This window comes from Thalassovita mediterranea, assembly GCA_019448215.1.
In the GTDB taxonomy this organism is placed as follows: Bacteria; Pseudomonadota; Alphaproteobacteria; order Caulobacterales; family Hyphomonadaceae; genus Henriciella.
The window spans coordinates 813,103-826,073 of sequence record CP080408.1; the positions used below are offsets into that span (position 1 = coordinate 813,103).

General features: G+C 61.8%; 15 protein-coding genes. 8 read left to right on the forward strand and 7 right to left on the reverse strand.

From position 1 onward, the window contains the following. The first annotated feature begins 31 nt into the window (after nucleotides 1–31). Nucleotides 32–1,018 carry an alpha/beta hydrolase gene (locus KUV46_03870; protein ID QYJ01539.1) on the forward strand — a complete coding sequence of 329 codons (987 nt, stop codon included), beginning with the start codon at nucleotides 32–34 and terminating at the stop codon, nucleotides 1,016–1,018. Nucleotides 1,019–1,044: 26 nt separating this feature from the next. Here KUV46_03870 and KUV46_03875 read toward each other — a convergent pair whose 3' ends face one another. From KUV46_03875 to KUV46_03885, 3 genes are read right to left on the reverse strand one after another with little or no spacing between them, the layout of a single operon-like run. Then, nucleotides 1,045–1,992, reverse strand: coding sequence for an N-acyl homoserine lactonase family protein (locus tag KUV46_03875; protein ID QYJ01540.1), 948 nt, complete (start codon nucleotides 1,990–1,992; stop codon nucleotides 1,045–1,047). Nucleotides 1,993–2,037: 45 nt separating this feature from the next. Further along, nucleotides 2,038–2,427 (reverse strand): phosphoribosyl-AMP cyclohydrolase, encoded by a 390-nt coding sequence (hisI, locus tag KUV46_03880; protein QYJ01541.1) that lies wholly within the window; start codon nucleotides 2,425–2,427, stop codon nucleotides 2,038–2,040. After that, entirely contained in the window at nucleotides 2,427–3,620 is a 1,194-nt protein-coding gene (locus tag KUV46_03885; GenBank protein ID QYJ01542.1) for a CoA transferase, read from the reverse strand. Before KUV46_03885 ends, hisI begins: the two co-directional genes overlap by 1 nt. A gap of 29 nt (nucleotides 3,621–3,649) precedes the next feature. Between KUV46_03885 and KUV46_03890 the strand changes: the two genes are divergently transcribed. Together KUV46_03890 and KUV46_03895 are read left to right on the forward strand one after the other, a co-directional pair. Next, a complete protein-coding gene (locus KUV46_03890; GenBank protein ID QYJ01543.1) occupies nucleotides 3,650–4,546 on the forward strand; it encodes a hydroxymethylglutaryl-CoA lyase in 897 nt (298 codons plus the stop codon). 255 nt (nucleotides 4,547–4,801) lie between these two features. Further along, entirely contained in the window at nucleotides 4,802–5,596 is a 795-nt protein-coding gene (locus tag KUV46_03895; protein QYJ01544.1) for a glucose 1-dehydrogenase, read from the forward strand. Between the two features lie 3 nt (nucleotides 5,597–5,599). Here KUV46_03895 and KUV46_03900 read toward each other — a convergent pair whose 3' ends face one another. Together KUV46_03900 and gloB are read right to left on the reverse strand one after the other, a co-directional pair. Next, complete coding sequence (locus KUV46_03900; protein QYJ01545.1) at nucleotides 5,600–6,040, reverse strand: cupin domain-containing protein; 441 nt, start codon at nucleotides 6,038–6,040, stop codon at nucleotides 5,600–5,602. A 2-nt stretch (nucleotides 6,041–6,042) separates the two neighbouring features. Then, a complete protein-coding gene (gloB, locus tag KUV46_03905) occupies nucleotides 6,043–6,804 on the reverse strand; it encodes a hydroxyacylglutathione hydrolase (protein ID QYJ01546.1) in 762 nt (253 codons plus the stop codon). A 43-nt stretch (nucleotides 6,805–6,847) separates the two neighbouring features. Here gloB and KUV46_03910 point away from each other — a divergent pair, with 43 nt between their 5' ends. Next, entirely contained in the window at nucleotides 6,848–7,666 is an 819-nt protein-coding gene (locus KUV46_03910; GenBank protein ID QYJ01547.1) for a class I SAM-dependent methyltransferase, read from the forward strand. A 21-nt stretch (nucleotides 7,667–7,687) separates the two neighbouring features. Next, nucleotides 7,688–8,032 carry a P-II family nitrogen regulator gene (locus KUV46_03915; protein QYJ01548.1) on the forward strand — a complete coding sequence of 115 codons (345 nt, stop codon included), beginning with the start codon at nucleotides 7,688–7,690 and terminating at the stop codon, nucleotides 8,030–8,032. A gap of 58 nt (nucleotides 8,033–8,090) precedes the next feature. Here KUV46_03915 and KUV46_03920 read toward each other — a convergent pair whose 3' ends face one another. After that, entirely contained in the window at nucleotides 8,091–8,696 is a 606-nt protein-coding gene (locus KUV46_03920; protein ID QYJ01549.1) for a methionine biosynthesis protein MetW, read from the reverse strand. After that, the gene (locus tag KUV46_03925) at nucleotides 8,696–9,832 is read right to left on the reverse strand and encodes a homoserine O-acetyltransferase (protein QYJ01550.1); all 1,137 of its coding nucleotides are present in this window, start codon (nucleotides 9,830–9,832) and stop codon (nucleotides 8,696–8,698) included. The genes KUV46_03920 and KUV46_03925 overlap by 1 nt, the downstream gene beginning before the upstream one ends. Before the next feature lie 130 nt (nucleotides 9,833–9,962). On the opposite strand from KUV46_03925, the gene KUV46_03930 reads away from it, so the two are divergent. From KUV46_03930 to KUV46_03940, 3 genes are all read left to right on the forward strand, one after another. Continuing rightward, a complete protein-coding gene (locus KUV46_03930; GenBank protein QYJ01551.1) occupies nucleotides 9,963–10,784 on the forward strand; it encodes an alpha/beta hydrolase in 822 nt (273 codons plus the stop codon). 96 nt (nucleotides 10,785–10,880) lie between these two features. Beyond that, nucleotides 10,881–11,957 (forward strand): histidinol-phosphate transaminase, encoded by a 1,077-nt coding sequence (hisC, locus tag KUV46_03935; GenBank protein QYJ01552.1) that lies wholly within the window; start codon nucleotides 10,881–10,883, stop codon nucleotides 11,955–11,957. A 3-nt stretch (nucleotides 11,958–11,960) separates the two neighbouring features. Next, nucleotides 11,961–12,899, forward strand: a complete 939-nt coding sequence (locus KUV46_03940; GenBank protein ID QYJ01553.1) for a prephenate/arogenate dehydrogenase family protein — start codon at nucleotides 11,961–11,963, stop codon at nucleotides 12,897–12,899. Nucleotides 12,900–12,971 lie beyond the last annotated feature (72 nt).

Below are 12,971 nucleotides of genomic sequence, written 5' to 3' on the forward strand. Positions count from 1 at the left end.
TCAATGGAGATTCAGCTGTTGGAGCAAGCCTTTGCGTATTCAATCCCAGCTTTGCGCAGCTGCGCTCCTGCTCGCCGCTTGCGCCGGCGAAACACACTCAGCTGAGACAGGGCCGACTGTCGCAGGCGACGGTGCTGCAACAGACACTGCAGAGGCCGCGATGGCAGAAGATGCACTGATGAACTGGGGCGACCTCTTGGGCCGCCCGGCCCCGCAGCCTGATATGACTGTGACAACAGGTCCCGGCGCAACTGACCTCGTGGATGTCTGGCTACCAGAGGGCGAAGGGCCCTTCCCGACGGTCCTGATGATCCATGGCGGCTGCTGGCAGAAGGAAATCGCGGACCGGACGCTGATGAACTATGCCGCAAGCGCCCTGCGCGATGAAGGCATGGCCGTCTGGAACATTGAGTATCGCGGCGTCGATGAGGCTGGCGGCGGTTATCCGGGGACATTCCTGGATGTGGCACGGGCCGTGGATGCCTTGGTAGAGCAAGGCCCAGCGCTCGGGCTCAATACGTCCAATGTCGTCGCGACGGGCCACTCGGCTGGCGGACACCTCGCCCTCTGGGCAGCGGCGCGGCCCAACATCTCTGAGAATAGCCCGCTCTTTAACGAGGCCCCCTTCGTACCGAAAGCTGTGGTGAATGTCGGCGGGCTCGCTGACCTCGAAGCCTCTGCCCCCGTCACGCAGTCAGGCTGCCTCGCCGACATTATGGACGTGCTGACCGGAGCGCCTTCAGATACCCGTGCTGACGTCTTCTCCGACACCTCACCAGCTGTGCTGCTACCGCTCGGCGTCCCGCAGGTCAGCGTGAATGGCACGCGCGACCGGATCGCGCCGCCGGAGCTTGGGCAGGGCTATACCGCGAAAGCGGCTGAGGCCGGTGACAGCGCGGAATATGTCGAGGTTCCCGGCGGCCATGTCGAGCTCGTCGCCCCGGGCACGCCTGCTTTCGACCGGCAGATTGAGATCCTGAAAAACCTGCTGGACCTTGATGCCGAGGACGCCGAATAGAGCGTCCTCCTGCACCAGTCTGGCAATTACCGCATCACGTCTGGAAGATCGTTCGTGTCGGCTGGTTCGTGCTGGATGATCACACGGGCCCCAAGCTCTGCGGCGCGGGCTTCGAACTCGGCCATGGAGGCGCGCGTCTGTTCAACATCGGTGTTGAAGGCTGGCACGCGCTCACCCTCGCGGCTTTCTTCGCGGTGATAGAGGTCACCGGTCAGGAAGACAGGCCCGGTTTCCGGCAGGTTCACCAGAAGTGAGGAATGGCCCGGCGTGTGACCCGGCGTTTCCATGATGATCACAGAGCCATCGCCGAAAACGTCGTGATTGTCGCCAATCGTCTCGCGCGTCAGGCCTTCAAAGGCCGGGAACTGGCTCTCTGACTGGCCCTCAGCTTCGCTTTCCGCGCCAGCATCCGGGAACATGAAGCCGTATTCGGTTTCATTGACGAGCCATGTCGTGGACGGGTCGATATCACCTGCCTGACCGACATGATCGAAATGGCTGTGCGAGATGGCAACCATTTCCACGTCCGACATGCCAAGGCCCATTTCGATGAGCTGGTCGGAAATCGTCTTCTCAAGCGATACGGTGAAAACGTCCTGTGTCTGCTCTCCGGCCTCAACCAGTTCACCCGGAAGACCGAGATCCCAGAGCAGGTCGCCGTCCGGGTGGCGGACTAGCCAGCACGTATCGGTGAAGGTGTCCGTCTGACCCGCATAATCGCCTTCGACCGAGAAGATGTTGAGATCGGAGACGTAGATCGTGCCGCAATCGAGCTTGATCAGCTGCAGCTCTTCAGCCGGTTCGGATGCCATCGTGTAGGCAGGCGTTTCGCCAGCAGCCGTGTCCATGTCGCCGGATACGTCGCCTTCGGCCGGAGCGGGCGGCGCGGTCTCATCCGCCGGTGCCTCTGTCGGAGAACAGGCGCTCATCGCCAGTGCGAGCGCGCCGAGTGAAACGAGTGGCAGTATTTTCATTGATCGAAGTCCCCTGAGATCAGCCCTGTCGCCAATCTAGCCGGGCTATTCAGCGAAAGATAGCGCGCCGCCGGAAGTGACCGTGCGATAGAAGCAAGATTTCCGGTCAGTGTGACATGCAGGCCCCTTCTGGGTCACTTTCAGGAGGATCGTATCCTGATCACAATCGATGAGAATGTCGTTCACGGTCTGCGTATTGCCGGAGGTCTCCCCCTTGCGCCACAGCTTGCCGCGCGAGCGGGAGAAATACGTCGCTTCGCCTGTCTCGATGGTCTGGCGCAGCGCCTCCTCATTCATCCAGGCCATCATCAGCACGTCGCCTGTCGCGCTATCCTGCGCCACGGCGGGGATGAGGCCATCGGAATTGAATTTGGGCCGCAGCTCCTTTGCTTCGTCCTGCGCAGAGCCGGAAAGCGGAGGTTGGAAGTCCGTCATCAGATAATTCCTTTTTCGCGCAGGCGCGCCTGCTCGGATACGTCGACGCCGATGGACGTCAGGATGCTGGCCGTATCGGCACCAAGCGCCGGACCGGCATGGTCTACCTTGCCCGGCGTATCGGAGAGTTTGGGGAAGACACCTTGCATCGGAACTTCGCCCAGCATTGGGTGCGCGACCCTGATGATGGCCTCGCGCGCCTTGATGTGGGCATCCTCCAGCATCTCGCGCGCAGTGTTCACCGGTCCGCACGGGACGCCGTTCGCCTCGCACTGAGAGAGAACATCATCGACGGTGCGCTCACCCGTCCAGGCCGCAATTTTTTCATCAAGCTCATGCTGATTGTCACCGCGCCCATCATGGGTGGCAAACCGCGGATCATCGGCCCAGTCGGCGCCGATCATCCCCGCAAGCCGCTTGAACAGCGTGTCCTGATTGGCACCGATGATGACCATGCCATCTGCGCAGGGATAGACCCCCGACGGGGCGACCCGTGGCAGGATGGGGCCCGTCCGCTCTCTTATCTGGCCGGCCAAGGCGTATTCGGGAATGATGCTTTCAATGAAGGCCATCACGCTTTCATAGATCGCCGCATCGACGACTTGCCCCCTGCCCGTCCGCTCTCGCGCGAACAGCGCCATCATCGTGCCGAGCGCCGCAAATGTGCCTGTCATCGTATCGCCGAGAGAGACACCGGCGCGCGCTGGCAGGCGGTCCGGCTCGCCGATCATGTAGCGGAGGCCACCCTTGGCCTCGCCGACACTGGCATAGCCTGCCTTGGCGCTCTCAGGGCCCGTCTGACCATAACCAGAGATGCGCGCGATCACGAGGCGCGGATTGAGCGCGTGGAGGACATCCGGGCCAAGCCCCCAGCGCTCCAGCGTACCGGGTCGGAAGTTCTCGACCAGCACGTCAGCGGTCGCGGAAAGCTGCTTCAAGAGTGCCTGGCCTTCCGGTTCGCGCAGGTTCAGCGTCAGGGATTTTTTGTTGCGGGCAATGATCGGCCAGAAGAGGCTGTGGCCGTCCTTCTTTGCCGCGCCCCAACCGCGCGCCGGGTCCGGCGCGTCGGGGGCCTCGATCTTGATGACCTCCGCACCAAAGTCGCCGAGCAGCTGCGCACAGAACGGTCCGGCGATCAGCTGGCCAAGCTCGATCACGCGAAGGCCGGCAAGGGGTGATTTTTGATCTGTCATGTCCCCTCCATGCGCTCTAGAACCACCTCATGACAAGACGTATCGATATAGTTGAGGTCGGCCCACGCGACGGCCTGCAGAACGATCCCGGCAATCTGACCACGCAGCAAAAGCTCGAATTCATCGCCCGGCTGGAAGAGGCTGGCGTCAGGCGTATGGAGTCGGGCAGCTTCGTCTCGCCAAAAGCCGTCCCCAAAATGGCGGATTCGACAGAGGTCTTTGCTGGCCTGGACCGGTCGAAGCCAACCCGTCACATCGCGCTTGCCCTCAATGAGAAAGGCGTTCGCCGCGCCATCGACGCGAAAGCCGACGAGATCAATTTCGTGCTGGTCGCCGGTGAAGGCTTTGGCAAGCGCAATCAGGGCATGAGCCCGTCTGAAAGCGCCGACATGCTAATGCAGTGCGCGCCGCTCATCCATGAGGCAGGCATTCCGCTTTCAGCCACCATCTCCGTGGCTTTCGGTGACCCCTATGACGGCGAAGTCGACCCGCTGGTCGTCGGCAACCTCGCGGCCCGCGCGCAACGCGCTGGCGTTGGCGAGCTTGCCCTTGGCGACACGATCGGGGTCGCAACGCCCTGGCAGGTGAGGTCACTGATCGAACGGGTCAGCATGGAAGCGCCGGACGTCTTCCTGCGCATGCACTTCCACGACACGCGCGGCGCGGCGCTTGCCAATGTGGCGGCTGCCGTCGATGCCGGTGTCGATGTCATTGATGCAAGCTGCGGCGGGATTGGCGGCTGTCCATTCGCACCGGCGGCGACTGGCAATGTCGCCACCGAAGATGTCGTCTACATGCTGGAGCGCGCAGGGTTCGAGACAGGCCTCGACCTCGGCAAGCTGATCGAGACCGCGAAATGGCTGGAAACGGTGCTCGGCCATGAGGTGAGTTCCAGCTTGAGCAAGGCGGGTGGTTTTCCGGCTTGATCCATTCGGCGGCCTGAATGGGGCGTCACTCCCGATGAGCGTCAGCTCATCTGGGAGCCCATCTCGGATCGCCCGCACCTGGCGCATGCAGGAATGGCAGGTGCTGGACCCTCAGACCGCGTTCCGCGGTCGAGGGTGACGCCCGAAATTGGCAGCATCGACTACCGCTGCGTCAGACTTGCGGCGCGCCGCATTAGCGGAGCAGTCTCCTCTCAAAGCCGCCTCATGAAACGCGGCATTTGAGGGAGAAGCAGTATGGCAAACAGGTTCGAAGGCCGCGTGGTCTGTATCACGGGTGCGGCGAAGGGCATTGGCCGTCAGGCGGCGCTGAGCTTTGCAGAAGAAGGCGCGACCATCGTCGCCACCGACATTGAGGCAGAGGCTAGCAAGGCGCTCGTCGCCGAGATCGAGGGCTCTGGCGGCAAGGCGAGCTTCATCGAACATGACGTGACGAGCGAAGACGCCTGGATCGACGTCATCGCCTCTGTGCGATCCAATCACGGCAAGCTGGATGTCCTCATCAACAATGCGGGTATCGGCATGACGGGGCTCGTCCATGAGATGGACCTCGACCTCTGGCGCAAGATGATGGCGGTAAATGTCGACGGCGTCTTTCTTGGCGTGAAGCATGCCCTGCCGCTGATGCGTGAAGCGGGCAGCGGCAACATCATCAATGTCTCATCGGTGGCCGGCATCCGCTCAACGGCGAACTTCTCCTGCTATTGCGCGACAAAGGCCGCGGTGAAGAGCTTTACCAAATCTGTCGCGCTGGAGTGCGCCGAAGCCAAGGACGGCATCCGCGTCAATTCAATCCATCCGGGCATCATCTCCACCGCGATCTGGGACACGCTGATCGGCACCGAAGAGAGCACGTCGAGCAATATGCCGCGCGAGGCAACGCTTGCTGGCATGACGAGCGAAGCTGTTCCCTTTGGTCGTACTGGCACCATTCAGGAAATCGTCAACGGCATGCTGTTCCTTGCCTCCGACGAGAGCAGCTATATGCACGGCGCCGAGCTAGTTCTGGATGGCGGCCTGACGGCGGGGTGAGGCCTAGACCTTCGGGCGCCAGTTCTCCGGTGCCATTTCGAAGCCTGCAAAGTCGAAGCCCGGCGCGACAAAACAACTGACCAGCGTCCACGCGCCGAGCGTTTCGGCAGTCTGCCAGTGATCCTTCGGCACAACGAGTTGCGGGCGCTGGCCTGCGCGAAGGTCAGGGCCGAGCTTGTGAGGTGTCGCACCGACGCCGTCCGGCGGGGACAGCGTCAGCGCTAGCGGGCCGCCCGCATGCCAGGCCCAGACCTCGTCTGCATCGACGCGGTGCCAGGCCGAAACTTCGTCCGCCTGCAGCAGGTAATAGATCGTGGTGCACGCAGCGCGCCCCTCGCCTTCAGAGCGGTACATCTCTGCATAGTGGCCGCCTTCAGGGTGCGGCTTCAGGCCGAGAAGACGGATGATCTCATTGGCGCCAAGGTCGCCGGACAGCGCCGACATGGTCAGAAACTGTCCTTGCGCGCGCGGATTTCCGCAAAGGTCGCGACAGGGTCGCCTGCATGGCCCATGGCGGCCTGCAGCGCGGCATCGTCTGCCCGCAGGAACGGATTGGCCTCAAGCTCTCGCGAGAGGACGGTCGGCACAGTCCATTCACCGCGCTGGCGCTTCATCTCGACTTCCTGCGCATAGGAAGTCAGCGCCGGGTTGGACGGATCAACGCTGAGCGCAAAGCGGGCATTGGCCTGCGTATACTCATGCGCGCAATAGATGACGGTCTCGGCCGGAAGCAATTTGAGGCGCGACAGGCTCGCCCACATCATCTTCGCATCGCCCTCAAAGACGCGCCCACAACCGAGCGCGAAGAGCGCATCACCGACAAAGGCGGTCCGCGCTTCAGGGATATGATAGGCAATGTGGCCGAGCGTGTGGCCGGGCACGTCAACGATCACGACTTCCATGTCACCGAGACTAGCCTTGTCGCCGCCGGCCAGGGGCTGGTCGATGCCGGGGATCTTTTCCGCCTCACCTGCCGGGCCAAGGATGCGGCAGCCGGTCGCTTTCTTGATCAGCTCATTGCCGCCGGCATGATCTGGATGCCAGTGCGTGTTCCAGATCTCGTCAATGGTCCAGCCAAGGCTCTCGGCCTCGGCGAGGTATTTCTCTCCATCCGGCGTGTCGATAGCCACGGTCATGCCGGATTTGGTGTCGTGCGCAAGAAAGCCGTAATTGTCTTTCAGGCATGGAAACTGGTGAATTTCGATCATGCCCCCATTTAAGACCAAAGGCAGATTGTGAAACAAGGCCTGTATGAGACAGCGCGCGAGCGATCTTGAGAATTTCTACGCCTCCAGCCTCGGGGAGACGGCCTGCTATCTGTTGCTGCGGCGGCTGAATGATCTCTGGGGCGACTGCGCAAACCAGACTGTTCTTGGCATGGGATATGCCCATCCGCTGCTCGCAGGACTGTCGCTGACGGCAAAGTCCGCCGTCGCGGTAACCCCGCATCTTGGTGCTGCGAGTTACTGGGCTGGCACTGACCGGGGCGTTTCCGCGTGTATTTCAGAAGAAGACCGGCTGCCCTTTGCTGATGGTTCATTCGACCGGGTCATCCTGCTGCATGCCGTCGAAGAAGCCGAAAGCCCCCGCGCCGTCATGCGCGAAGCGTGGCGCGTACTAACGCCCGAAGGCCGCGCGCTGATCATTGTGGCGAACCGCAAGGGCCTCTGGTCGCTCAGCGAAGGCACACCTTTCGGGCATGGCCGCCCCTGGACACGCCGGCAGCTGATCCAGTGGCTGAACGATCATCTCTTTCAGGTCACGGCCAGTACGACAGCGCTGCACCTGCCGCCCGTCAACTGGCGTTTCCTGACCCATGCCGCTGATGGATTTGAGAATTTTGGCAGTCTTGCTGTGCCCGGCCTTGGCGGCGCTGTCATGGTTGAGGCGATCAAGCACCTCTACGCAAAACCCGGCGGCGGGGCCGCTGCCCCGGTGACAGGGCTGGCAACCGGGCGCAAAGGTGTGGCACAGTTGCCTAGAAATGAGGCAGCGCGTTCCGACGGCCAGAAAGTCGAAATTTCTCACGTTGACCGGCCAGTCACGTCACGCTTTCATCATCAATGTTGAACAATGGGAGGCTCTGGGGCCATGAAACTTATTACCGCGATCTTCAAACCAAGCAGGCTCGACGCCGTTATCGACGCGCTGAGCGAAGCTGGCGTTGCCGGTCTGACAGTCTCCGAAGTGCGGGGCTACGGTCGCCAGCAAGGCAAGACCGAAGTCTATCGCGGCGCTGAGTACGAAGTCCGCCTCCTGCCAAAGGTCAAAGTCGAAGTGGCCTGCGCGAGCGGCGACGTCGACCGTCTGGTCGAAGCTGTCATCAGCGCGGCAAACACCGGCACGATCGGCGACGGCAAGATCTTCGTTTCCGGCCTCGATAGCGTGACGCGCATCCGCACTGGCGAGAAAAACGAACAGGCGCTCAGCGGCTAGCGCTTGCCTCCCAATCCTTGTTGAACGACCGGCAGCACAGAACGTGTCTGCCGGTTTTTCATATCCGCTTCAGGTGCAGGATAACCTCGTCGGCGCCCCAGTTGAGGCGCCCCAGCCCCTTGTTGCGGAACTCGCCAACCGCGCTGCCGCGCACAGGCGCCATCGCAACGCAGGTAAGGCCAAGGCGGCCTGCAAGCTCGATCATGTCGAGCGCCGTAACTGGCAGCAGTACACCTTCTTCATGCGCGAGACCCGGCGCAGGCATCCGTCCCTGACGGATGAGGGTCAGGCGGCGGCTCCATAGACCGTAATTGCGGAACGATACGATCACTTCGGGCGCGATTCGAGCAAGCTCGCCCAGCACGCGGGCTGGGCGGCGCATCTGCTGGACAGCCTGGGACAGGATCGCGACGTCGAAGCTGTCATCAGGGAAGAGCTCAAGATCGCTGTCGGCGTCGCCCTGAATGACAGACAGACCGCGCGCAAGTGCAATGCCTGCGGTCTCACTCGAAAGCTCGAGTCCGCGCGCATCGACACCGCGCGTCGACTTCAGAAGATCGAGAAGCGCGCCGTCGCCGCAGCCAACGTCCAGCACGCGCGCGCCCTGGCGCACGCGCCCAGCAATGGCCTCATGGTCCGGGCGAACTGTCCGTTGCTCAACCACTAGATGCCCCTCAACTCAGCGCTCGCCGACAGGAAACCAGCTAGCGCTTTTTCATAGATCGGCTCTTCCAGCAGGAAGGCGTCGTGGCCCTTGTCTGACTGGATATCGAGATAGCTGACCTCAGCGCCTGCCGCGATCAGGGCGCGGGTAATCTCGCGGTTTGCCTCTGGCGGATAATGCCAATCGGACGAGAACGAGAAGACGCAAAAGCGGACTGGCGTGTCCCTGAAAACATCCGCCAGCCGTCCCTCACTGCGCGACGACAGGTCGAAATAGTCCATGGCGCGCGTCACATAGAGATATGAGTTGGCATCGAACCGGTCGACGAAGGAATGGCCCTGATAGCGCAGATAGGATTCGACCTGAAAATCTGCGTCGAAACTGAAGCTGGTCTTCTCGCGGTCCTGCAGGCCGCGGTCGAATTTCCGCTTAAGCGCGCTCTCGGAAACATAGGTGATGTGCGCCGCCATGCGGGCGATGGCGAGCCCACGCGACGGGCGCTTGGCGTCCGCGAGATAATTGCCCTCGCACCAGTCCGGGTCCGCCATGATGGCCTGACGCCCGACCTCATAGAAGGCGATATTCTGGGCGGAATGACGGGCTGACGTGGCGATAGGCACAGAGGTAAACACCTGCTCCGGCGCCTGCGCAGCCCATTCCAGTGCCTGCATGCCGCCCATGGAGCCGCCAATCACCGAGAACAGGCTGTCGATACCGAGCGCGGCAATAAAGGCGCGCTGGGCGCGCACCATGTCGCCAATCGTGATGACCGGAAAGCGCGTGCCATAGGGCTTGCCGTCCGGCGCTTTTGAGGCCGGCCCCGTTGTGCCCATACAGCCGCCCAAGACATTGGTCGCGATGACGTAATAGCGGTCCGTATCAATGGCGAGGCCCGGACCGATGACGCGTGGCCACCAGGCAGGCCTGCCTGTGACCGGGTTCTTCGACGCCGCGAACTGATCTCCCGTCAGCGCGTGGCAGATCAGGATCACATTGGAGCGGTCCGCATTCGGCTCGCCCCAGCTTTCATAGGCGATCTCGACATGATCCAGCGTCTCACCGCAATCGAGCTTCAGCGGCTCTGGCAGGGAGAGCACGCGAAGGGCGCTGGTCTGGGGCGGGGCGTTGTCCGGCATGGCGCTTGAGGTGTCGGCAGGATGCGCCCCTGTCAAGCATGATTGGCGGGGCGAGCGCGGCACAAGCAGGAACAGCGTCCCCATGCGCACGTTGCCACTGAGAGGATCCAATCAGAAAGAAGAGGTATTCATGCCGTATATTAAGGGCGCCGACCAAACCGACATTTATGTAAAGGACTGGGGCGAAGGCCGCCCTGTTATCCTGATCCATGGCTGGCCACTCAACGCAGACAGCTGGGAATACCAGGCCGTTAAGCTGGCTGAATCCGGTTACCGGGTCATTTTCTATGACCGCCGCGGCTTCGGCCGCTCCGAACAGCCATGGAGCGGCTACAACTACGACACAATGTCAGACGACCTTGCCGCCATCATCAAAGAGCTGGGGCTGAAAGATGCAACGCTCGCCGGTTTCTCCATGGCAGGCGGCGAAGTCTGCCGGTACATGTCACGCCACGACGGCAAGGGCATCAAACAGGCGGCGCTCATCTCTTCGATCGCGCCGTTCATGCTGCAGACGGACGACAATCCGGACGGTGCACCCGCTGATGTATTCGAAGGCATGAAATCAGAACTTCGCAAGGACCGTCAGCAATTCCTCGCAGGCTTCTTCAAGGACTTCTACGGAAACGGCACCGAAGCTGGCGGCGTATCAGATGAAGTACTGCACTGGTCGTGGCAGATGGCCATGCTCGCCTCTCCGAAGGCGACGCTCGATTGCGTAGATGCATTTGGCAAGACCGATCTTCGCCCCGACTTTGACGCGATGGACGTTCCGCTGCTGGTGGTGCACGGCACGGGCGACCAGACTGTTCCTCTCGACGCCACGGGCCGGCAGGCGGCGAAACTCGCCAAGAATTCCGAGCTCAAGGAGTATGACGGCGCGCCGCACGGCCTGACCGCAACGCACGCCGATCAGCTGGCGGACGACCTGCTCGCCTTTCTTAAAAGCTGATACTGCAACCCTTTAGGCCCGGTCATTCACAGGCTCTCACTTGATTTTCAGCCCATCCTTGGCCACGAGGATCAGCTTGAAACAGGGAGCAGTCTCATGACCGGGCCAAAGCCACTTTCGAACATTCTCGCGATCACCCCGTACAAAGGTGGCCAGAAGCTCGACCATGGCTGGAAGCTATCGTCAAACGAGAACCCACTTGGCTGCAGCGACAAGGCCGTCGAAGCCCTGACCAAGGCGGCCCAGCATCTTGAGCTTTATCCGGATGGCTCTGCTTTCGCACTGCGTCAGGCGATTGGTGCGAAATATGACATCGATCCGGACCACATCGTCTGCGGTGCAGGCTCTGACGAGATTTTCCAGCTGCTTGGCCGTGCCTATCTGCAGCCTGGCGACGAAGTGCTGCAATCGGCACATGGCTTCCTCGTCTACAGCCTCGTGGCCCAGCAAGCTGGCGCCAAACTGATCAGCGCGCCTGAAAAGGATTTGCGCACCGACGTTGATGCCATGCTGGAGCGCGTGACCGACAAGACGAAGATCGTCTTCTTGGCCAACCCGAACAATCCAACCGGCAGCTACATTCCCTATAGCGAAGTCAAACGCCTGCACGCGGGCCTGCGCGAGGACATCCTTCTGGTCCTCGATGGCGCCTATGCCGAGTACGTCCAGCAGGACGATTATGACGACGGCATGGAAATGGCGCGCGATTATCCAAATGTGCTGATGACTCGCACCTTCTCCAAGATCCACGGTCTTGCAGGCCTCCGCCTCGGTTGGGCCTATGGGCCGGAAAGCATCATCGATGCGGTGCACCGTGTACGCGGGCCGTTCAACGTGACGTCGGTGGCGCAGGCCGCCTGCCTTGCCGCACTGAATGACGATGCCTTCGTCGCCAAATCCCTCGCTCACAATAATGGCGAACTGGATCGCCTGAAGCCCGCCCTCGAAGAGATGGGCTTCAAGGTCTTCCCGAGCGTCGCGAACTTCCTGCTCATCGATTTCGGAAGCGAGAAGCGCGCCGAGGAAGCCGACGTCTTCCTGCGCTCCAAGGGCATCGTGATCCGCGACATGAAGGCTTACGGCCTCGCCCATTGCATGCGCCTTTCGATCGGCACGACGGAAGCCAATGATGATGTGCTGGCCGCCTTCAACGACTTCGCGAAGGCCAGCTAGGCGATGATCAGACCCGTTTTTGACCGGATTGCCATTATCGGGGCCGGGCTGATCGGGTCCTCGATCGCCCTGGCTGCACGCGAGAATGGCGCGGCCGACAAGATCGCGATCTATGACGCCAATGAAGACGTGCGCCGCCGCGCCGGCCAGCTCGGCCTTGGCGAGGTGTGCGACACGCCAGCCGCCGCCTGCAGCGATGCTGACTGCGTTATTCTCTGCGTCCCCGTTGGCGCGATTGAAGCAGCCTGCGAGGCACTCGCGCCTTCGCTGAAGCCCGGCGCCATCCTGACCGATGTCGGTTCGGTAAAGGAAAAGGCACTCGCCGCCATGCAGGCGCACTGCCCTGAGGGGGTTCATCTCATTCCGGGCCACCCGATCGCAGGTACCGAGAAGTCCGGCCCGGAAGCCGGGTTCTCAACCCTGTTCAAGAATGCCTGGTACATCCTGACCCCGCTTCCGCAGCAGGAAGAAGCCTATAACTCCGCGCTCGACCGCCTAGCCGCCTTCTGGGAAATGCTGGGGTCGAAGGTAGAGATCATGGAGGCAGGCCGCCATGACCGCGTCCTCGCCATTACCTCTCACCTGCCGCACCTTATCGCCTACAATATCGTCTCGACCGCCTATGACATGGAGAGCGTCGGCGAAGGCGAGGTGGTGAAATATTCCGCAGGCGGTTTTCGCGACTTTACGCGGATCGCGGCATCTGACCCGACCATGTGGCGCGACGTCTTCCTGAACAACCGCGAAGCCGTGCTCGAGACGCTCGGCCGCTTTAGCGAGGACCTTGCCGCCCTGCAGCGGGCTATCCGCTGGGGTGATGGCGAAACGCTGATGAAAGAGTTTGAACGCGCCCGCGGCATCCGCAAGGCCATCATTGATGCCGGGCAGGATACGTCCGACGTCAACTTCGGGCGCAACACATCCGACAAACCAAAACACTAGCTCTACAGCACGCGCCGAGGAACTTTCGCTTCTCAGAGCGTTCATTCTGTCAGGGCCCACGCTAGACTGGCC